This window comes from uncultured Abyssibacter sp. (genome assembly GCF_964000955.1).
Lineage (GTDB): Bacteria > Pseudomonadota > Gammaproteobacteria > Nevskiales > OUC007 > Abyssibacter.
Window position 1 is genome coordinate 1 of sequence record NZ_CAXFCL010000183.1, and the last position, 22,030, is coordinate 22,030.

A 22,030-nucleotide genomic window follows, 5' to 3' on the forward strand; every position below is an offset into this window, starting at 1 on the left:
AAGCCGAGGAACGCCAGCCCGATCACCCAGCGCGACCACCCCGGCGGGATGATCAGACTGTCCACCATCGACCCCGCGAATGCGGCGAGCAGGTGATTCGCCACGGTGGCGATGAGGATCCCGGTGATGATCTGCCCGGCCTTGCCCGGATAGCGGGCCGCGAGCACGAAGGAGAGCAACTGCGTCTTGTCCCCGATCTCGGCGACGGCGACCAACGCAAATGAAGCAAGAAAGCCTTCCACTGGACTGTCCTTGAAGGCCGGCGACGGAAACCCATGACCTTCCACCCGTCGCCGGCCCGGCTCCAGGTTGAAAGGTCAAAAGTCTCGCCAAGCATTTGCCGCCGACGCCATGATCTGTGGATCAAGTATGTTGACGTCGGCTCCCCTGCGCGGGGACGGCTACTCCCTGATGACGGCGCCAGCGTAACGACGCCGGCCGCGATTCACAACAACGGGAGCGGCGCGGCGATGATCACATCCCGGCCCCGACCACGCTCCCGGTCTCGATCGCGTCATGCAGCTGGTTGCGGACCAGGGTGTGGCGGACGATGTCGGCCCAGTCCGCCTCGCTGACGATCTCCGAGCGCTTGCGCGCCGGTTTGGCGAACTTCGCTCGCTCCGCCGCGCTGCGGGCGGTCAGTTCAAAGCTGTCGATGACCTCCAGGCGCCCATCGTCGAACAGCACGATGTCCGCGTCCTCGACCGTGTAGGTCGTCCCGCGAATCGTCGGACCGTCAACCTCGTACTCCGTAAAACCGTGACAGAGCTGGTTGTGCGCCGACCAGTTGCCACGCGGCGTCTCCAGCAGGTCGTACAGCGACTGCCCGCCACCGCCCTGAGTGATCTGGACGTAGCCGCCATCCACGGCGCGTCCGTAGGCCATGGGATGACTGCGCTCGTAGATGTGGTCGTGACCGACCAGCAACAAATCCACGCCATACCGCAGCAAAATGTGCTCCTGAAGCAGCACCAGCGAGAGATTGAACGGATCGCGGCCGTCCTCGTTGGTCCAGATCGTGTAGTGCTGCACGACAGCGATAAAGTCGATCTCGCCAAGCGCCCGACGCAGCGCCGCCTGGGCCAGATCGGCCTCGAGCTGCACCAGTTCGGCGAGCAATTCCACGGCGCTGGCGACACCCTCAAGCAGACAGCCAGCAGTACTCACGCTGAAATGAATGTTTCCGTAGTCGAAACCGTAATAGGCGCTCTGGCCGGGCTGCGACACCCGCGAGAGATACCCGGCCCCTCCACCGTCCTTGGCCTCGTGGTTGCCCGGTGAGGTCATGACCGGAATGCGGGACGCCAGCGGCTCCAGCATGTCGAACCAGGTGTCCCAGACCGGCTGATCGCCGTTCGCGTAGGACAGGTCTCCGGCAATCCATAGCAGGTCGGGATTGCGCGAGATCACGCCGTTGGTAACGGCGACCGCCGCTTCGCTGGAACTCTGATCTCCATAGTGGCAGAACCGGAACCGATCGCGTTCCGGATTCGGCGGGAGCAGGCGGGTGGCGGTCCACCCACCCCCATCGGACCCGACGCGGTACGCAATCGCCTTGCCTTCCGGCACGCCGGTGATCGTCGCCGCATGCGTCAGTGCCTCGACCTCGAACACCTCGGAACTGTTGCCCTCCTCGCGCTGGTCAAGCGCCAGATCAACGAGTTCGTACTCGGTCGTCTCCGCGTCGACAAAGCTGTATTCCACATAGGTGCCGGCGCTGTCGGAGCCGTCGGTAAACCAGGTCACCGTGCGCGTGGAGGTCGGATCGTCCACAAAGCTGACATGCGCGCCACGCGGCGGATGCGTACCCGGCGTCGGCTGCGGCAGCGGCGGTGTGTCACCGACATCATCCGGCGGCAGCGCACCATCAGGAGGCGCGGACGTACCGCATGCGTGCAGCAGCGGCAGCGCGATCGCACCGGCACCGGCGCGCAGCACCGTGCGCCGCAACGGGTCGGGTAGCGGCGGAAATTTTCTGTCGGTCATGATTGGCTCGGAGAAGTCGTTCAGGAAATGCTGAACAGTCTGGCGGCTCAGCGTTTCGCCCATATGACAGTCTCGTGACGCTCATCCGCCCGACCCGACCTGTCGTCCGGTTCGCTCCGGCCAGACAATCCTCCTCCGTCAGCCGGACGTCACCGGCATGGATGGGCCCAGCGCGATCTGCTCCTGCGTGACCACCGACCAGATATCCCGACCGTCATGTTTCGCGGCGTAGAGCGCCATGTCCGCGCAATGCACCCAATGGCGCCAATCCTTCAGTTCTGGGGTCCACACCGCGATTCCGAAGCTCGCCGTGACCGTCTCGTCCAGCCCCCCTACCCGCGCCTTCAGTCCCGCGCGCAGGCGCTCGACAATCGAGATGGCGTTGTGCTCCGAGGCGTCCGTCAGCAACACCCAGAATTCATCGCCGCCGTAACGCCCCGCGAGATCGCGTTCACGCAGTTCGAAGCGCAGCAATGCCGCCATCTCGCGAATGACCCCATCACCCGCACGGTGTCCAAAGCGGTCGTTGATCTGCTTGAACCGGTCAAGATCAATCAGAATCAGCACCATCCCGATCTCCCCGGAATGGCAACGGGAAAACGCCGCGGGCAGAACGGTTTCCAGATAGCTGCGGTTGTACAGCCCGGTCATCGCATCCAACCTGCTTCGCACCTCGAACAATCGGCTTTGCGCCGACAGATCGGCGACCACCCGCCTCGCCCGAAACGCCAGCAGCACGGGACAGCCACCCAGCAGCGGAAGACTGGCCCAGACCGTGGTCGCCGAAGGGACTGGCGACCAGTCAAGACCACAGATGCCGACAGCAAAACCGAACGCGACCAACTGCCTGATCAGATTGCGAGCCAGCAACCGACCATCACCCATCGTCAACGATGACACGATGGCGACGGTGGACAGCCCGGTAACGGTCAGGGCGTCGAATGCCACCATCGGTGCGGCGGCACCGGCCGCCAGATGCAATGCAGCGCAGAGGCGCTCGCCACCGCGAGCCCGTCGCAACCCCGGCCAGACCAGCCAGAGCAGCACGGTTGCAGCGACGACGACCAGCGGCGTCGACACCACCTGTCGCTCGGATAGTTCCACCAGAATGGCTGGCGCCGCCAGCACCGCGAGGATCAGGAGAAACAACCAATCCGACAACACGCGCGGCGCAAGCAGGCGCCCGACCCGGTCGACTCGCTCGATCCCAGATGTGCCGCAATCCTCCATGCGCCTACCAGTGGCTGGTCGACCCGGGAGACGAAGCAACAGCGCCTGCTCCCGACGAATTGTCAGTATAAGTAACATTATTCCACGCGTCACCGATACGGACAGCGCAACACTTCTGATTCGGTTAAATCTTTCCGATTGATCGGATTACCACCTTGAGCGCTCTGTATCACCGTGTCCGCGAGGCTCGTCGCCTGCTTGGCTTGTCGCAGGAATCGCTTGCGGCCGAGTTGGGTGTATCCCGCAGCGCGGTCGCACAGTGGGAGCATGCCGCCGGCACCAGTCCCAGCGTCGACCACCTGAGCGCACTGGCCCGTCGCAGCGGCATGTGCTTCGAATATCTGGCGACCGGACGGGGCCCGAGAATTCTGGGCGAACCGATGGTGGCGGAGCCGGCTGCGGAGTACGACGCGCTGACCGAACAGCAGAAGCAGTTGCTGGAGCGGTTCCGACTGCTGTCGCCACGCCAGCGCCGAGCGCTGCTGGAGCTGATCGAACCCGAGCGCTCGTCGCTGCGCTGAGCCCTATCTCCGGCTGGCGCGCTCCGCCCGTTCCCAGGCCTGCAAATAGGCCTCGGCCGACCGGAACAGGTATTTCAGCGCCTGCTCGCCGCCTTCCTGCTGCTGCATGTCGGCGATGAAGTCGGGATAAAGCCCGTAGTGCGCGACACCATCCGTATTGAGATCGAACACGCGCTCGCCGGTGACCTGACGGTCGAAGACCACCCGGCCGTCGTATGACGTGAACGGGTACTTCAGCGGATCCTCGGCGGCGTTCTCGCGCGGAGGTGGCTGGTTATGGATGCCGTTGATGTCGGAACCCAGCCCCGTCGCCAGGCCATCGGCACTGCCATTGACCTCAAGGTAGGCGGCGACGAGATCCTCGATGAAGGCGATGCTGACCGGGCTGGGCTCGTCGGGCAGGTTGGAAATGATGCCGCCCACCTCGATCGTGCGGCGACTGTCGTACTTGGGCTCCACAGCGTGGATGTGGCCGGACAGCACCGGCACGTCGCGCTCGGCGGCGATGTCCAGCATGCGGCGACGACCGATGGTGCCGGTGTGGTCGGTCTCGATCAGAACGCCGCGATCGATCATGGCGTTGAGAAAGTAGTCACCAAGCTCGGTGATCCCGCGGGCATTGCGCACGCAACCGGTCACCGGCGGCAGCGGCGGTGGTCCCAGCACCTGGAGCAGCAGCGTGTCGAACAGCCCGCGCCCCTCGTCCGTCGTCGTCTCTCCGTGGGGCGCCGTCTCGTCCACCTGGTCGCAGGGCAGCGTGGCGAACGGGTGGCCGGTCGCGAGCACATTCGCGGTCTGATAAAGCGTGCTCAGCGCGGGATCCTCGCTGAGCCGGGTGCCGCCGAACGCGTTGTCCAGCAGATGGATCGGGAAGATCGCGCGAATGCCCTTGTCGTACCAGAGATCAAGTTGCTCATCGATGTGCTCGCGCGTGCAAAGCGGCTGATCGAGATACTCGCCGCAGTCGAAGATCTTCTCGTTCTCGGTGCCGAGCATCACGGCCATCTTGCCGTCCTTGATGAACCGGCGTGCCTCGGCCGAGCTGGTCGCGATGCGGAAGAAGCCCTTGCCCGGACCGCCCGCCTGGGCATCGATGTAATCCTGAAGGTCCAGCACCAGATCGAGCTGCACCTGCAGATTTTCCATCTCGTTGCAGTCGTGCTCCGCCAGTGGCCAGATCTGGCAAAGCTCCTCGTTGGCGACGAGGTGGTTGACCATGAACCGCAACCCGCCCATCCAGGCTCGCTTGAGCCAGATGTAGTAGGTCTGATGATGAGTCTGCGACCCCCAGGTCGGCCAGGACTTGTACGTGGGCCAGCCGACCGTGTCATGCGGCGGCGCGTCGCTGTCGGGATTGACCACGGTATCGAACACGTCGAGCACGCCGTTCGAGCCATGGTTCGCCTCGCAGTTGCCCAGCGCATGCGGAATGCCGAAACGATGAAACGGGCGGCCGTAGCCCAGCTTGCCGCCGAGGGCCTCCGACCCGCCCAGATGCATGTGCGACTCGGCATAACCGAACACCGTGCCGTCCGGCATCGTGCCCTTGAACGGCTCTCCGGTCGCATTCAGTTCGGCCTCCGGATATGGCGTGCAGCCGTCCGCCGCGACGAAGTGAAAGCCGGTCGGCCCGGTCTCGTTGCCCAGGGCACCGTCGGCGGTCGTCGATACGATGGTGAACGCCGCGTCGGCCTGGTCGACGGTCCATTCGGAACCGTCCGACGGCGTGGCCGTCACGCCCAGACTGCGGGTGCCGCGCAGGCCGTCGGCCAAAACCGGCGCCTGCCCGGCCAGCCAGTCGCCAATCCAGTCCACGGTGTCGCCAACCGGGTCCAGCGGCGGCGGCAGCCACAGCAGCGTGTCGCCGACGCCCGCGACCTCGCGGCCGACGGTCCCGACCAGATCGCCGGCTCCGGCCGCGAGTGCCTCGTTGCTCGCGGTCAGCGACAGAAAACGCTTGTCCGGCGTGTAGAACAGGTAGCGTCCGAGGCCGGTTGGCTTCATGAAGAATGGCGTGGCGTCGGCGACTCGCCCGGCGTCAGTGGCGACGCCATCGTCACCGGTCACGCGCAGGTACAGGCCGGTGGAGGCGTCTTGTACCCGGTAACAGGCATTGGCCATCGCATAGCGATTCTGCGAGGCCTGTACCGGTGCCGTGCCCGAATCCGACCCGCCCTGGCCACAGGCGGCCAGCACGGCGACCATCGCCAACAGTGTCGGACGCAGTCGATGCATCACGTCTACTCCTCCCAGCACAACAGGTCATTGTCGGCCTCGCAAGCCGTTGTCGTGAATGACTTTTCGTGACATTCGCCCGACCAATCGGGCCATCGATTCGGACCGAAATCCGCGGCCATTTCGCCCCGTACCGAGACCGCCCGGCTGAGGTAACCTCTCGCGAAACTTCAGGCGCTCCACGGGAGACGACGCATGGCCTCGCAGGACAAAAGCACACCCACCGTCACGCTGATCACCGGAGCGGCCAGCGGCCTGGGCTGGGAGCTGACCAGGCTGTTCTTCCGGCGTGGTGACGCGGTGATTCTGGCTGACCTGAATGCAGCGCTGCTGGCCGAACGCGAGGCGGAACTGGCCGACCCCGACCGGGTCGCCATCGCCGCCGGCAACCTGACCGACGCCGCGTTTCAGGCCGAACTCGTCGCGCTGGCGGAACAGCGCTTCGGCCGGCTGGACTGTCTGGTGAACAACGCCGGCATCACCCATCGTTCCCCGGTGCGCGAGACGCAGCTCGACGTGTTCAACAAGGTGATGGCGGTGGACTGGCAAGCGCCGGTCGCGCTGACCAGCGGCTGCCTGCCGATGCTGGAACAGTCGGGTGGCCTGATCATCAACGTCGGCTCCATGGCGAGCTGGATGCCGGTTCCGGGCCGTGCGGCTTACTGCGCGGCCAAGTCCGCCCTGGCCCAGTTCTTCGAGGTGCTGCGCCTGGAGATGGAGCCGCGCGGCGTTCGCGTGCTCAACGTCTATCCGAGCTTTCTGGATACACCGATCGAGACCGCCGCGCTGGGCGCGGACGGCAAGCCGGCGGCGCACAAGCGCTCCATGGTCGGCAAGATGCGCGGTGCCGACTGGATGGCGGAACGCGTGCTCAAGGCCATCGATACCGGACAGCCCTGGATCTTCGGCGACCGTATCTCCTGGTTCGGCAGCGTGCTGTGGCGCGTGTGGCCGGAACAGTATCTGCGCAGCGTGCGCAAGCGGTTCGCCAGCGAAATCGCGCGATAAGCCCCCGCGCGATCTCGCTGACCAGGCGGCCCGAGCGCCTCAGAACGTCCGCGGTACCACGATGCTCTGAAGCGGCATGCGCACGATGTTGGCGTAGGGCGCGCCAACGTTTTTGGGCGCTTGTGTCGGCACCATGAACTGCCATTGGCGCCCGTTGGCCTCGGTGAGCGGCACGCCGGTGAACAGGTTGTCCGACTCGGCCAGTACCAGGAAGTGCACCCCGTGGGCACCGTGGACGCCCTGCTTCTGCTCACAGGCCAGATCGGCGGCGGTCTCGACGGCCTCGCCCCGAGCCTGGGCCGCCGCGACATAGCCCTCGAGCACCCGCGCGTCATCGCTGACCTCGCCGGGCCAGGGTCGCGCCACCGGATCGTCCCCGGTTCCGTCGTCGAAGCAGGCGTCGTCACGGTAGTAAGGCACGATCAACGGATTGACCAGTGTCGTCGCCCCCGTGATCTCGAACACATAGGCCAGCGAACCGGCATCGTCGCGGCCGGACACCTGTTCCCAGGCACCGAAGGCCAGCGGCATGTTGAAGGTGACATCGGGAAAGTCGAAATACAGTCGACAGGGTTCGGTCAGAATCGACGGATCGATGTTCGGAAGCTCAGTGTCGAGCAACGCGTTGACCACCTCCAGCGCCAGACTGCAGCCGGGCAGCGCGAGCTGGTCGAGCTGGAGCACGTCATCGTTGACGCCGTCAATGGGCACGCCATCCGGACGAAACGCGGTGTAATAGCGTGCCGCGACGTCACGGTTGTAGTCCCAGGACGTGTACAGCCCGTCCGGTGGAATCGGATGCACGCGGACGCGGTAGTGGTAGGACACGGCGTCGCGGTAAAAGGTCTCGGTCTTGGTCACGTTGGTCCCCGAGTCCGCGCCCCAGGTCTCGCGGATGCAACGCACCGGCCCGCAACGCTCTCCCAGCAAGGTCGCGTTGGCCTCCCAGTTGACCTGCTCGTCCTCGAAGCCGACCAGCGAAATCGACGAGTCGGGAGACTGCTGGAATGCCCGGCCTTTCCATCGATCGATCAGGTCCGGCCGCGCCGCCCAGTCGACCGCCGCGTCGGTGGGCGGCCGCACGCGCAGATCGCGCACCATCCAGCGACCGCTGGCCTCCCAGCGGTAGGTGTCGGTCTGAACCACCAGGCCATCGCGCGGGAAGCGATCCTCGGATTCGCAGGTCTCGCTGCCAACCGCGCAGCCGGCACGCTCGTAGTCGAAATAGCCGTCGACAGGCGGGGCCACGGGACCCGCGAGATTCGCCCCGTAGCCACGATTGCTCGTGCCGAGCTTCTCCGGATCCTCGTCGCGGAAGAAGTTGCGGTCGATCCATTCGTCGGCGTTCGCGTTCCGGGTGTACTCCACGTACCCGTTGCCCGCGTCGAACCGGCTGCCGCCGGGGCGGCGAACCAGATAGACGAAACGCTGCGTGCCCGGATCGAGAACATCCAGCAACGCGATCTCCTTGACCGCGACCACGTCATCGCCCGGCGGCGGGGCATCGTCCGGAGCACGGACGCCCGCGTCACGTGCCATGAACACGACCTCGTCATCATCGTCCAGCACCGCCACCGGATCCGGTGTCGGTCCCTCGCCCTCGGGATAGGCGGCGCTCAGGACCAGGCGGCCGTCCTCGTCACGGGCGGAGGCGGTGGCCGCCTGTTTCCAGTTTTCCCGATCCCAGGCATAGGTGACCTCCAGGTCGGTCCCCGAGTAGACGCCGAAATCGGAGTTGTCATTGCTCAGGAAGTACGGAAACCGCTCGTCGACCTGCACCGGAATTTCCTCGAAGAAGCCGCCTTCGCTCCAGCGGAACGCCGCGATCTCATCCACCGGAATCCCGCTGCGCAGCACGCTCTCCGGCACCACGACCCGTCCATCATGCGCGTCGCGGACCGAGTCGGCGGTTGGCAACGTGTTGTTCGGAACGCCAAACGCCGCCGGCTGCGACCAGTCGCCCAGCGCGGCGCCGGTCAGCACCACGGGCTCTGACTGTCTGGCGGCCAGCCCTCCGTTCAGCCCCACCGGTTCTCCCAGTCCGGATGCGGCGATTCGCAATGCCTCCAGCAGATCGGCGGGCAGGCGTTCCTCGTCGTTCATCAAGGTGGTCAACGATTCGGAGAGATCGATCAGCGTCTGACCAATCGCTGCGACCACCGAATCCGGTGAGTCCGGACCCAGCAGCGCGCCCAGATTGGTGCCGAGGGTGCTCACCAGGTCCCGGACCTGATCCGGGGTGTTCGCCAGCTGCTCCAGTCGCTCATCCAGGGTTTCCGGCTGGGTCAAGGCACCCGCGACCGCCAGCAGGCTGCCCAGCACTTCGGTCGTGTCTCCCACCAGATCGGCGAGCAACCCGACCAGACCACCACCGTTCGCGGTGTCGGCCGGCGCTTCCAGCGGTGGCGGATCGACGACCACGGACACCATGTCCTCCGCCTGGCGGCCGCCGGAGTCCACGCGCAGCAGGAAAATCAGCTCCTCGCGCTGGACCACACGCGGCGCGGTGAACCCGGTGCTTAACGTGTCTTCAGGGTCCAGATCCACTTCGAACCCGGCGATCTGTGTCCAGCTGATGGCTTCGACCGCCGCCGCATCCGGCGCCACCGCGCCCCTCAGTTCGACCACCTGACTGGCATCGACGAACTGATCCGCGCCGGCGTCCACATCCAGCGTGGATGCGGTGTCGGGCAGCGGGCTCTGCTGACAGGCCCACAGTCCGCCCAGACAGGCGCCCATGACGACAAGCCGGCCAAACCGCCGGATGAACGGGTTTTTCATGTCTCACTCCATGGTTCTTGCGGTCGACTCTGTGGTCGACTTTCGGGGCAGGGTTTTTATCTGAACTCGATCACCTCACGACACCGTCGAATGCCATCGGTCCGACGATTCGCGACACGCGAGCCTAGGTGAAGAATTTGTTAGTAAGCAGCGTTTCGCGACGAGCGTTCCGGATACGGCGTGGAACGGTGCATCCCGGCCCGACCAGCACGTCGCCCATCATGGGCCCGCCGCCGATGCCAGCAGGCTTGCGATCGCGAAGCCCAGGTAATTCCCGATCGCCAGTCCGAACACGCCCGCCGTCATGCCGGACACGACGACCTCTCGGTTGCCTAGCACCTTGGCGATCGGCCCCACGAATGGCGGCCCGTAGATCGCGGCGGTGGAGGTGATGATGACCGTGTCCACATCGATGCCGAAGGCCCTTGCGGCAAGCAGGTGCAGCAGCACCGAGCAAACCAGCACGCAGGCGCAGTAGAACAGCACGTAGGAGCCGGCCTGCAGCATGTGCTCGATATCGGCCTGGGTGCCGATGGTGATGCAGAACACCAGCAGCAGATACTGGCCCGTTTCATAGCTGTAGGACAGTTTGCGCACGGCCGGCGACAAGGTGCAGACGATGGCCAGCGAGGTGATGCCGAGGATGATCGCCGCCTCGGAGATCCGTCCCAGCAGCAACCAGGACAGGCCGGCGGCTACCGCGCTCAACGCCACCGACAGCAGCACCGCGAGTACCGCGCCCTGCCAGCGCCTTCCGGCAACGGCATCGCCCTGGTCAGGCTCGCCGGGCTCCTCCGGCGCGTCGCTCGTGAACGGCGGAAACAGCCGCGACAGCAATGGCTTGGCCAGCGTCATCAGGAACAACAGATACAGGCTGCCCAGGATCACGTCCGCGCCGTTGACCAGAATGAAGGTGTTCTCGTCGACTCCACGCGCCAGGGCCACGGCATTCATGTTCGGCGTACCCCCCGTGTACAAACCGGTGAGCATGCCCGACACGTCGGCCGCCGCCGGCAGCCGCGGCCCGAGCAACACGAACACCAGCGCGGCGCTGATGCAGACCGCGACCACCGCCATGAAGAAGGACAGCACCGTCGAACGCGCCAGCCGCAGCCAGTGACGCAGATCCGACGGGAACAGCAGCAGCGGCACCGCGATCAGCACCGTGGCCGCCACGATGCCGCCGGCCAGCCCCGCATCGAATTCCACGCCCGGCACATGGGCGGCCAGGATGCCGCTCGCGTAGCTCAGCACCACGGGACTCACCGCGGCGACGAAACGAACGCGGGGTTCGGACCAGATCAGCAGCGCCGGCACGCCGAACAGGAACAGGACCTGGATGACGGTTGCCAGTCCCATGCCCGCGCCGGCTACCACTGGACGCTGAGGCTTCCGTAGAAGGTTCGTCCGGGCTGCTGATTGGCCAGATACACGCCGGGGAACAACGCGGTATCCAGCGCCTGGTTGAGCACGCGCTCGTCGGTCAGGTTCTTCACGCCCGCGGAAATGTTCCAGCGCTCCGACGCCGCCGCCAGCCGGACATGCGCCGAGTAGATCGTGTGCGCCGGCACGAAGGTGTTCTCGTCCAGGTCGGTGTCGGTGTACTGGTCGCCCTGGTGGCGCACATTGACCCCGAGCTTGAGCGACAGCCCGCCGAGCATGTAGTCCAGCGTGGGCGTCAGCGACGCCGACCAGCGCGGCGCGAACGCAAGCGTTCGGCCACTGAGATCCTGCGTCTCGCCCAACCCCTCCGCGACGGGCGCCGGGGCACCCGAGTAGGACTTGTAGCGCGCTTCCAGCCAGCCGACCGATGCATTGATCGTCAGCGGCCGGTACGGTGCCAGCCACAGGGAATCCAGCTCCACGCCGGTGGAGTAGGCGGATCCCGCATTGGTCACGTCGAAGAAGAATCCGTTGAAGGCCAGTACCTGCAAATCGTCGAAATCCATCCGGTAGGCGGTGGCGTTCACGCTAAGCGTTCGATCCAGCCAGTGGCTCTTCACGCCCAGCTCCACGGACGTGGCGTTTTCGGGGCCGTACTCCAGTTCCTCCCCTTCGAAGGAAATCGCGTTGGCGCCACCACTCTTGTAGCCACGCGCCCAGGTCGCAAACACGCTCAGGTCGTCATCGTGCCGGTACATGACCGAGACCTTGGGGGACAGGTTCGACTCGTCCCGCTGGATGCCGCTCTCGTCATAGTCGCTGGCGCCCACGATCAACTGCACCAGACATTGCTGGGTCACGGGCTTGGTCCGGCAGGAGCTCGTGCCTCGGGAATCGATGGCCTTGTCCTCCACGTTGAACCGCAGGCCCGGCGTGACCGACCAGCGCTGGGTCAGGTCCCAGGTCAACTGCCCGAACGCCGCATAGGTGCGGGTTCGCTGACGGAAGTTGAAGGTGTAGCGATCCTCGCCGACCACGGTGCCGGTCAGCGGCCCCAGCAGCGGTCCCAGCAGACCGGTGGCGGTTCCCGCGCCGGCAAACGGGATGCCGGCGATGGCGCCACCGCTGATCAGTTGCAACCCGGAATTGGTCAACGCGTAGGAGGCCAGATCCTCGCCCGCCTCGATGCCGGTGATGATGTGATAGTCGGCCTGCAACGCGTAAAGCCCGGCGACGAATTCCGTGCCCTGCCCCCAGCCCCAGGGTGCCCCGCCGCGACCGGTGAACCGCCACTCCACCGAATGCTGGGCGTAGTCTTCCTTGTCCCCGAACAGGCGGATCAGGTCCGCGGGCGAGGTGTCCAGATCCTGGAACTGGGTCACGTCCATGTGCGAGCCGGCGATCACCACGGTGCTCTCCAGTCCGTCCAGACCCAGCACCGCGCCGAAGTCCTTGCTCCCGGAGCCGGACACCGTCCACGAGTCGACATTCATGTAGCCAGGAATATCGAAGCTGGTCTGGAAATCCGTGGGGTCGTCCTCGATCTCGGGATCAAAGGTCGCGAGGTAATTTTCCGTATCCTCGTCGAGGTTCAGCAGCTGACGCGGCCAGAAGTTCACCTTGGTTTCCGAGCGTTGCGCGATCAGCGCGAAATCCAGTCCGGAATCGCCGGCGTAGTCGAAGCGCAGGCGCTGGGCGGACTGGTCCGACTTGTCCTCGTACCGGTCGATCAGCGTGTTGTAGAGGCGTCCATGGCGATGATCCTCCAGCACGGACAACCGCACGCCCAGCGAGTCGGTGAGACTCGCGCCGATGCCGCCCTCGATCCGGTCGTCCTGCAGATCATTCCGCCTGTAGCTGATGTTCGCCTCGGTGCCGCTCTCCGGAGCCGACCGGGTCACGATGTTGAACACGCCGGCGATGGTGTTCTTGCCGAACAGCGTGCCCTGCGGCCCGCGCAGCACCTCGATCCGTTCCAGGTCGAACATGGACTGGGTGAAGTAGGAGCCGCGCGCGAAGAACACATCGTCCTGAACCAGGCCCACCGACGGTTCGAAACTCGGATTGAAGGTGTTGGTGCCGAAACCGCGGATGAACACCTGCGGCGAGGTCGGGCTGGTGGATTCGACCCGGACATTGGGCACGTAGGTGGAGGCCTCGGTCAGATCACCCACCGCGTTGTCCTGGATGAACTCACCCTGCAACGCCGTCACCGACACCGGCACATCGCTCAGACTCTGCTCGGTCTTCTGCGCGGTGACGACGATTTCCTCGATGGACCGGGGAGGCTGCTTGGCCGCCGGCGACTTGACCGGCTCGGACAGCGGAATCGCCTCCACCGTTTCCGGGTTGGCGTTCGCTTCGGCAGGCGCCGACTCGTCAGACGACGGGGCCTGCGCCTCCTCGGCCTGCGGCGCCTGCTCCTGTTCCTGCTCTGGCTCGGAATCGAACAGGAAGTCGAGATCGTCGTCCGCCGCGCCGACAGCCGTCGGAATCAGCAGACAAAGCGTCAGCCACACACCCCGGAATTGCTTGGAAGACATCCGTGCCGTTCTCCCGTCGTCTCCTGTCGGATCATGGCGGCGCCAGACCGACAACGCCACAATTCCCACCAGCCAAACCATGGGACGCTACGGAAAGTCCAACAGGAACAGAATGACCGAACGTGCCAACAACTTGACCCAAGTGGACCGAATCCACGCGAACTGACGTCGATCAGGCGCGGTACTGCGACGGCGATACGCCGGTCCAGCGGCGGAAACTGCGACTGAAGGCGCTTTCGTCGGAAAAGCCGAGCTCGACCGAGATCACGGCGATCTTGTCGCCCCGCTCCAGCGCCCGGATCGCCAGGGTTTGCAGCTCGCGGTCCCGCAGATGCTTGAAGGAGAACCCCTCTTCGGCCAGCTTGCGGCTCAGATGCCGCCCGCTGATGGCCAGCAGGTTCGCGATGTCGTCCTTGCTCGCCTGCGGATGCCGGTGCACCAGCTCCGACACCGTGACCGACAGGCTTCGCTGGCCCAGCCGGCCGAGCATCTGATCGGCCAGTTCACGCAGCTGGTCACGCAGCGCCGGATTCGCCTGAATCAACGGCAGCTCCAGCATGTCCGGGCGAAACAGCAAGCGGTCCTCGTCGGCACCGAAACGCACCGGACAGCCGAGCAGTTCGGCATAACGCGACTCCCGATCCAGCGGTGCGTGACGGAATTCGACGGCCTCCGGCTCGAAACGCCCGCCGGTGCACCAGCGCGCCAGATGGATGGCATAGCCCAGCGACATCTCGCACCGGGGTTCGCGACAGAGTTCGTAGCGACCGGCATAGCAGAGCGCCAACAGGTCGCCAGCGGGATGAAACCAGACCTCACCGCCCTGACTCACGATGGGATGATATTCGGTGTAAAGCTCCAGCGCCTCGCCCAGCGTTTCGCAGCTCATGAGCAGCAGCCCGGCGACGTCGAGATGCCCCACCTGCAGGTGCAGCGCCAGTTGCAACCCGATCAGCGGATCGCTGCTGCCGGCGGCAAGCTGCCGCCACAGCGCGTCATGCACATCCAGGCTGACGCGGTCATCGCCGGGAGCCAGCAGCGGTGTCGTGATCCCCAATCGCTCCGCGGCATCCACGAGCGCCTGGCTGAAACGCCGGGTGACGGTAGGCTCGCTCATGGTCCCGATTTGTTCATGTCCTGTCCCGAATGGCCCGGGACGCGGAGCCCGCGCATCACTACGCTAGGCTCTCCGGAAAAATGCATGGTCATCCAAGTAATGTACGCCATCATCGGTGCCGGCCCGACAGGGCTGAGTATGGCACGCAACCTTCAGAAACTCGGTCTTCCCTTCCTCGGATTCGAGATCCACAGTGATGTCGGCGGGCTCTGGGATGCCGACAGCCCGACCAGCACGATGTACGAGTCGGCGCATCTCATCTCCTCCAAGCGGATGACGGAATTCAAGGAATTCCCGATGGACGATGATGTTGCCGAGTACCCGCATCACAGCGAACTGAAGCGGTACTTCCAGGACTACGCGAAGCACTTCGACCTGTACCCGCATTTCGAATTCGAGACCGAGGTGGTCCGCGCCGAACGCAGCGGCGAGCAGTGGAAAATCACCACGCGCCGCAACGGCGAAGAGCAGACCCGGGTGTTCGACGGGCTGATGCTGTGCAACGGCACGCTGCACGAACCGAACCGGCCGGAACTGCCCGGCAACTTCACCGGCCGGGTGATCCACTCCAGCGAGTACAAGACCGCGAAGATGTTCGACGGCCTGCGGGTGCTGATCATCGGCTGCGGCAACTCGGGCGCGGACATCGCGGTCGACGCCGTGCACCACGCCAGCAGCGTCGACATGTCGCTGCGCCGCGGCTATCACTTCCTGCCCAAGTTCGTGCTGGGTCGACCAATCGACACGCTGGGCGCCGGTCAGATGAGCCTGCCCCGACCGATCAAGCAGTTCATCGACGGCACCGTGATCAAGGCTCTGGTCGGCAAACCCTCCGACTACGGCCTGCCCGATCCGGACTACAAGCTCTACGAATCGCATCCGGTGCTGAACTCGCTGCTGCTGCACTACGCCGGCCACGGCGACGTCAAGGTGCGCAAGGACATCCAGCACTGCGACGGCAACACCGTGACCTTCGTTGATGGCAGCACCGGCGAGTACGACCTGATCGTCCAGGCCACCGGCTACAAGCTGCACTACCCGTTCATCGACAAGGCCGAACTGAACTGGGACGGCCCGGCGCCGGAGCTTTATCTGAACTGCTTCCACCCCCATTCGGACAACCTGTTCATGATGGGCATGGTCGAGGCCACCGGCCTGGGCTGGGAGGCGCGCAACCGCCAGGCGGAAATGGTCGCCCTCTACATCCTGCAACTGAAGAACGGCGCGGCATCGGCGAAGGCCCTGCAAACGAAGAAGACCCAGCACGCAAGCGAGCGGCTGGACGGCGGCTACGCCTACCTCAAGCTCGACCGCATGGCCTACTACGTCAACAAGCAGGCCTACAACAAGGTGCTGACCGCCCAGATCGACGCGCTCCAGGCCGACCTCCCCGCCGCGGCGCGGGCGGCATGAACGTACTCATCACCGGCGCCGGCGGCTACATCGGCCGCCACGTCGCCCGACGCCTGGCCGAGCACCACAACGTCATTGGTATCGACCTGCGCGGTGACAACGAGGCAGGTTTCGACCTGCGGGCGATGGACATCCGTGATCCTGCCCTGCGCGATCTGGTCATCGACAACAACATCAGCCATGTCGTGCATCTGGCGGCGGTGCTGGAGTTCAGCGGCGACCGCGCTCGCGATTACGACATCGACGTCAACGGCACCCGCAACGTGCTCGACGCCTGCCTGGCCGGCGGCGTGAAACATGTCACCGTCACCAGCAGCGGCGCGGCCTATGGCTACTACGCCGACAACCCGGAGTGGATTTCCGAGACCGATACGCTGCGCGGCAACGTCGAAATGCCCTACGCCGACCACAAGCGTCAGGTCGAGGAACTGCTGGCCGAGTACCGCGAGGCGCATCCGGAACTGACGCAGTTGATCCTGCGCGTGGGCACGGTGATCGGCGCCCACACCCGCAACCTGATCACCAATCTGTTCGAGAAAAAGCGCCTGCTGGCGATCCGCGGCTACGACTCGCCGTTCGTGTTCATCTGGGATCAGGACCTGGTCGGCATCATCCAGCACGGCGTGGAGACCGGAAACGGCGGCATCTACAACGTCGCCGGTGACGGCTGCCTGACCATCGACGAACTCGGCGCGCTGATCGGCAAGCCGGTGCTCAAGCTGCCGGCGCCGCTGATCGTCGCCGGGCTGAAGATCGGCCGGAAGCTGGGCCTGACGCGCTACGCCCCGGAACAGATCAAGTTCATCCAGTTCCGCCCGGTGCTGGACAACCGGCGGCTCAAGGAAGAATTCGGCTATACGCCGGCCAAGACCTCGCGCGAGGCCTTCCTGCTGTTCCGCGACCACGGTCTGCGGGCGCAATAAGCCAAACACCACGATCACGGCAGCACGGGATGACCCGAATGCGCTGAACGACCATGCATGCGTAAGCAGGAGGCACCGCACATGCAAACCATCGGACCACGGATTGCGATCACGACGATCGTGCTCATGCTTGTCGCCTGCGGCCCCAGCCAGCCGCCCGCCGGTGGCGCCTCGCCCGATGTCTCCTCGGTCACCATCCAGCGCACGGCGGGCGGCGTACCGCATATCGAGGCCGGTGACTGGCATGGCCTCGGCTACGGCTACGGTTACGTCTCGGCGAAGGACGCGATCTGCCGCATTGCCGAGTTCTACGTCACCACCGCCGGTGAACGCTCCCGCCACTTCGGTGCCGACGCGGATTTTCCGTTTCCCGCCAACGGCTTCACCTTCAACAACCTCAACAGCGATTTCTTCTTCAAGCTGATCCGCGCGCAAGGCACGGTGGAACGGCTCGCGGCGGAACCACCGCCGCTGGGCCCCGGCCCGGAGATTCGCGACCTGTTCGCCGGACACGTCGCCGGCTACAACCGCTATCTCGCGGAAACCGGTGTCGACCAGTTGCCCGACCCCACCTGTCGTGGCGCCGACTGGGTCAAGCCGATCACCATCGACGACGTGTTCCGCATGGCCTACACGCTGGCGATCTTCGCCGGATCGGCCCCGTCGGTGGACGGCATCGGCAGCGCGGCGCCACTGCTCAGCGCCAGCGCCGATGACGTGCCGGACATGATCTCCGCGCTGCGCAACGCGCACGACTGGCATCCGGGCGGCCACATGGCGAGTAACGCCGTGGCGGTCGGCACCGAGGCCAGCGCCGACGGCACGCCGATCCTGCTCGGCAACCCGCACCAGACGTACAACGATCCTGGCATCTTCTATCAGGCAAGCTTCCGGATTCCCGACCGGTTGGAAATCTCCGGCACGACCTTTCTCGGCCTGCCCTTCATCGTCATCGGCACCAACCGCGATGTCGCCTGGTCGCACACGACATCGGCGGCGTTCCGCTTCACGCCGTACCAGCTCACCCTCGCGGGCGCGCACAGCTATCTGGTCGACGGCCAGGTGGAAGCCATGCAGGCCTGGCCACTGAGCGCCGAGACATTGCAGGAAGACGGCAGCGTGACCACCGTCGAACGCACGCTGTACACCACCCGCTACGGGCCCATGGTGACCAACATCGCCGGCCTGCCGATCTTCGTCTGGACACCGGTGCTGGGCTTTGCCCTGGCCGACCCGAACGCCGGGAATATGCGCTATCTCAACCACTTCGTGAAGCTGGCCGACGTTCGGTCGGTGCGCGAGTTCGAGGCGCTGCTGGATGGCTTGCAGGGTATCCCCTGGGCGAACACCGTGGCGGTGGACCGCTCCGGCGAGGCGTTCTACGGCGACATCACGGTGTCGGCCAATGTCGATGACGCCAAGGCCGTGACCTGCGGTTCCGTGCTGGGGGAGGTGGCGTTCCCGCTGCTGGGCCTGCCGATACTCGACGGCAGCCGCTCGGCCTGCGCCTGGGATGACGACCCGGATGCCGTCGTGCCGGGCATCTTCGGCCCGTCCCAGTTACCGCGACTGTTCCGCGACGACTATGTCAGCAACTCCAACGATTCCTACTGGCTGTCCAATCCCGAGGAGCCGCTGACCGGCTATCCGCGCCTGCTCGGAGAGGAAGGCACCGAGCGACGGTTGCGCACACGTCTCGGCCTGAAAATGATTCAGGAACGCCTGGCCGGCACCGACGGTTATCCGGGCACCGGCTTCACCCACGACATCATGAAGGACTGGTTGTTCGGCTCACGCCAGTATCTGGGCGAGTTGTGGCGGGACGACCTGGTCACGGTCTGCAACACGCTGGGCGTGGCCCTGGGCAGCGGCGGCGTGGTGGACATTTCCGATGCCTGTCCGATCCTCGCCGAATGGGACCTGACCACCAATCTCGATTCGCCCGGCGCGCTGCTGTTCCGCCGCATCGCGGGCCGCCTGACCGGCACCACCCTGCCGTCCGGGACCACCACGCAGACGCGACTGCTGGGCACGCATGCGTTTCTGCTGCCGTTCAGTGCGCAGGACCCGATCAACACGCCATCCGGACTCAACGTCGTCCACCCGACCGTGCAGATGGCGCTGGCCGATGCCGTGGCCGAGCTGAACGACGCCGGCATCGCACTGGACGCGACGCTGCGTGACTACCAGTACATCGAGCGCGCCGGCGTGCACTATCCGCTGCACGGGGGCATCGACCGCATGGGTTCCTACAGCATTCTCAACATCGAGTGGGATCCGGCCACCGGTTACGCCAACCCGTATCACGGCAACACCTACACCCAGGTCGTCAGCTTCCCGGATGGCGCCTGCCCGCGCATGTCGACGATCACGACGTATTCGCAATCGCCGGACCCGACCTCGCCCTACCATGCGGACCAGACCGCGATGTACGGCGAAAAGCAGTGGCTGGAAGTTCCGTTCTGCGCCGAACCGATTCGCCAGCAGGCCATCGAGACCATCGAACTGAACATCGCGGGCTGAGCACCGACGAAGCGTCAGAAGCGGTAGCCGACCTCCAGTTCGTAGGTGGGGCCGGGAAAGGCCCCGCCGAAATGGGTGCCGCGGTAGGCGGGCGCATCCTGCGCACCGGCCAGCGATTCGTGTCCGGTCACGTTGTCGCCGAACAAGGTGACCCGCCAGCCGTTTCCGCCGGCGGATTTCAGACCCAGCTGCACGCCATAGGTCGTGCCCGGCACGCGGTAGTCCACCGGATCGAGATCGGTCGCCAACGGCACGTCACTGGTGTAGCTGGCGGTGATCCCGGCGGTGGCGACCACCGGCCAGCGCCAGGGGCTGCCCTCCCACCCCGCGGTGAATGTCGTCTTGAGCTCGGGAGCCAGACGCAGGCGTTGCCCGCTGAGATCACAGGGCGGCGAGGCGGTTTCCTCGGCCGGACAGGGCGCGCTGGAAAAGTCGTCGTACTCGGCCTGCGTGAACGCGCCGTTGAGACCGAACAGCACGCTATATGGCGTCAGCAGCACAGCTTCGTATTCGATGCCCTGGATGGTCGCGGACGCGGCGTTGCCGACCACGTAGCTGAAGCCGTTGAAGGTCGCGACCTGCAGGCCGTCGAAGTCGGTGCGGAACAGCGAGACATTCAGCCGCGCGGCGCGGCCCAGCAGCTCGGACTTGATGCCGATCTCGTAGGTCAGCGCGTCTTCCTCGTCGAACTCCAGCTGCTCATCGTTCACCGGCTGCGCGTTGAAGCCGCCGGACTTGTAGCCCCGTGCCACCGACGCGTAAGCCATGGCATCGGCGGCGAAATCAAACTGCAGCGAGAGCTTCGGGATCAGGTTGAAGTCCTCCCGCTCGCGGTGCGCCTGAAACTGGGTGTCGCCGTTGATGATCACGGGAAAGATGATCGATCCCAGCGGGGAATCGCCCAGCCCGAACCCCACGCCCGGCAGTCCCTGCGACCCGCTGAGGATGGCGTTGCCATCCTGCCCGGTCCGGTTGTTGAACAGACGATGGGAGACATCCAGGGACTTCCTCTCGTAGTTCAGGCGACCGCCGAATGTCGCCGACCACCGCGGCCTGAAGTGCCAGGTGAACTGCCCGTACAGCGCCAGGCTGTCGGTGAGCTGATCGAAGCGGGTGAACGCCGTTTCGACCGGCTCCGCCGTACCACCTTCGGCCGCGATACGCGCCCGGATGGTCTGCCCAGCCAGCGCGCCGCTGACCGCGTCGTCCAGCACCGCGTCCTGGCAGGCCTCGGGCGTCGGACTGACCACGCAGCCCCGGCGCTCCAGCTCCCCGGTGATCTGCAAGATCTCGTTGAGCATCAGATAGTCGGTGATGTCGTAGGTCGCCCGCAGGTCGGTACGCAGGCCGTACAGGCCGGCAACGTATTCGAACTCGCCCGGCGGTGAGGTCAGGCGGAACTCCTGGCTGTACTGGCGCAGCGCCTCGTTGTTGTCCAGCACCAGAAACGGTACCGGAGAAACGTCGGCATCGAAGCTGACGATCTCGTCCAGCCACGCATAGTTGGTGATGCTGGTGAACACCGTGCCGCCGTCGAACTCGCGATCGATCTTGAGCGTGCCATCCCGCGCATCGCGGGCGACGCCCGCCGGAAAGTCGGTGGAGGTTCGATCGTCATAGGGATCATCACCGACCGTGTCGTCGAACACGCGCATCGCCGCCAGATGCCGGTCACGCACCTCGATCAGCTGGCTGCCGGAACCCTCCTGATTGACGATGCTGGTATTGAGGCTGAGTTCCAGACTCAGCGTGTCGGACGGCTCCCACAGCAGCCTTGCCCGGGCGCCGACGTTGTCGAGATTCTCCTCGTCGACGCCGGTGCCCGTGTTGTGCACGCGACCGTCGCGCCGGTCGCTGAGCAGGGCCACGCGCCAGCTCAGGTCATCGCCCGCCGGGCCGGTGGAGGTCAATCGGAAACGTCGGTGGTCATCCACGCCGAACTGGGCGTCGGCATTCACCCCGAATGCCCGTTCCGGCTTCGCGGTACGAAAGTGAATGGCGCCGGCGGAGGAATTCTTGCCGAACAGCGTGCCCTGAGGGCCACGCAGCACCTCGATGGATTGCAGATCCAGCAACCCCTGGTTGATGTACGAGGCCCGGCCGTAGAACACCTCGTCGATCAGGATGGCGACCGACTGCTCGAAACCGCGGTTGTAGCTGGAACCCAGGCCCCGCATGTAGATACTGGGAAAGGTCGGCACCGCGAGAACATCGAGGTTGGGCACGTAGTTCGCCACCTCGTTCATGTCGCCCATGTCCTTGTCGACCAGATCGTCCCCGCCGATGGCGGTCACCGACAGCGGGACGGTCTGAAGGTCTTCCTCGCGCTTCTGCGCGGTGACGACGATCTCCTCCAGCGCGGGGCGG

General features: G+C 65.3%; 14 protein-coding genes and 1 riboswitch. Of the genes, 5 read left to right on the top strand and 9 right to left on the bottom strand.

Annotated features, from left to right (window positions below; translation table 11 throughout):
• The 3 genes from ABNS06_RS08790 to ABNS06_RS08800 all read right to left on the bottom strand — a co-directional run.
• On the bottom strand, window positions 1-242 hold a 242-nt coding region (locus tag ABNS06_RS08790; protein WP_348673969.1), incomplete at its 3' end, for a TMEM165/GDT1 family protein.
• Between the two features lie 13 nt (window positions 243-255).
• Window positions 256-424, bottom strand: a riboswitch (yybP-ykoY riboswitch).
• A gap of 50 nt (window positions 425-474) precedes the next feature.
• Entirely contained in the window at window positions 475-1,986 is a 1,512-nt protein-coding gene (locus tag ABNS06_RS08795) for a metallophosphoesterase (protein WP_348673971.1), read from the bottom strand.
• 138 nt (window positions 1,987-2,124) lie between these two features.
• Window positions 2,125-3,135: a GGDEF domain-containing protein gene (locus tag ABNS06_RS08800; RefSeq protein WP_348673972.1), complete on the bottom strand. Its 1,011-nt coding sequence runs from the start codon at window positions 3,133-3,135 to the stop codon at window positions 2,125-2,127.
• A 236-nt stretch (window positions 3,136-3,371) separates the two neighbouring features.
• Between ABNS06_RS08800 and ABNS06_RS08805 the strand changes: the two genes are divergently transcribed.
• Window positions 3,372-3,737, top strand: coding sequence for a helix-turn-helix domain-containing protein (locus tag ABNS06_RS08805; protein WP_348673974.1), 366 nt, complete (start codon window positions 3,372-3,374; stop codon window positions 3,735-3,737).
• Window positions 3,738-3,740: 3 nt separating this feature from the next.
• On the opposite strand, the gene ABNS06_RS08810 is transcribed toward ABNS06_RS08805, so the two are convergent.
• Window positions 3,741-5,972 carry a hypothetical protein gene (locus ABNS06_RS08810; protein WP_348673976.1) on the bottom strand — a complete coding sequence of 744 codons (2,232 nt, stop codon included), beginning with the start codon at window positions 5,970-5,972 and terminating at the stop codon, window positions 3,741-3,743.
• Window positions 5,973-6,167: 195 nt separating this feature from the next.
• Between ABNS06_RS08810 and ABNS06_RS08815 the strand changes: the two genes are divergently transcribed.
• On the top strand, window positions 6,168-6,980 hold the full coding sequence (locus ABNS06_RS08815) for an SDR family NAD(P)-dependent oxidoreductase (RefSeq protein WP_348673978.1): 813 nt from the start codon (window positions 6,168-6,170) through the stop codon (window positions 6,978-6,980).
• Window positions 6,981-7,019: 39 nt separating this feature from the next.
• On the opposite strand, the gene ABNS06_RS08820 is transcribed toward ABNS06_RS08815, so the two are convergent.
• The 4 genes from ABNS06_RS08820 to ABNS06_RS08835 all read right to left on the bottom strand — a co-directional run bounded on the left by ABNS06_RS08820 (window position 7,020) and on the right by ABNS06_RS08835 (window position 14,804).
• Entirely contained in the window at window positions 7,020-9,761 is a 2,742-nt protein-coding gene (locus ABNS06_RS08820; protein WP_348673980.1) for a hypothetical protein, read from the bottom strand.
• Between the two features lie 219 nt (window positions 9,762-9,980).
• A complete protein-coding gene (locus tag ABNS06_RS08825) occupies window positions 9,981-11,120 on the bottom strand; it encodes a DUF819 family protein (RefSeq protein WP_348673982.1) in 1,140 nt (379 codons plus the stop codon).
• 11 nt (window positions 11,121-11,131) lie between these two features.
• Entirely contained in the window at window positions 11,132-13,687 is a 2,556-nt protein-coding gene (locus tag ABNS06_RS08830; protein ID WP_348673984.1) for a TonB-dependent receptor, read from the bottom strand.
• Window positions 13,688-13,859: 172 nt separating this feature from the next.
• Complete coding sequence (locus tag ABNS06_RS08835) at window positions 13,860-14,804, bottom strand: AraC family transcriptional regulator (RefSeq protein WP_348673985.1); 945 nt, start codon at window positions 14,802-14,804, stop codon at window positions 13,860-13,862.
• A gap of 84 nt (window positions 14,805-14,888) precedes the next feature.
• Here ABNS06_RS08835 and ABNS06_RS08840 point away from each other — a divergent pair, with 84 nt between their 5' ends.
• The 3 genes from ABNS06_RS08840 to ABNS06_RS08850 all read left to right on the top strand — a co-directional run bounded on the left by ABNS06_RS08840 (window position 14,889) and on the right by ABNS06_RS08850 (window position 19,663).
• Window positions 14,889-16,217 carry an NAD(P)-binding domain-containing protein gene (locus ABNS06_RS08840; protein ID WP_348673987.1) on the top strand — a complete coding sequence of 443 codons (1,329 nt, stop codon included), beginning with the start codon at window positions 14,889-14,891 and terminating at the stop codon, window positions 16,215-16,217.
• Window positions 16,214-17,140 carry an SDR family oxidoreductase gene (locus ABNS06_RS08845; protein ID WP_348673988.1) on the top strand — a complete coding sequence of 309 codons (927 nt, stop codon included), beginning with the start codon at window positions 16,214-16,216 and terminating at the stop codon, window positions 17,138-17,140. The genes ABNS06_RS08840 and ABNS06_RS08845 overlap by 4 nt, the downstream gene beginning before the upstream one ends.
• A gap of 81 nt (window positions 17,141-17,221) precedes the next feature.
• Window positions 17,222-19,663, top strand: a complete 2,442-nt coding sequence (locus tag ABNS06_RS08850; protein ID WP_348673990.1) for a penicillin acylase family protein — start codon at window positions 17,222-17,224, stop codon at window positions 19,661-19,663.
• 14 nt (window positions 19,664-19,677) lie between these two features.
• Here ABNS06_RS08850 and ABNS06_RS08855 read toward each other — a convergent pair.
• Window positions 19,678-22,030, bottom strand: a 2,353-nt coding sequence (locus tag ABNS06_RS08855) for a TonB-dependent receptor (protein WP_348673992.1), incomplete at its 5' end; no start/stop codon positions are given.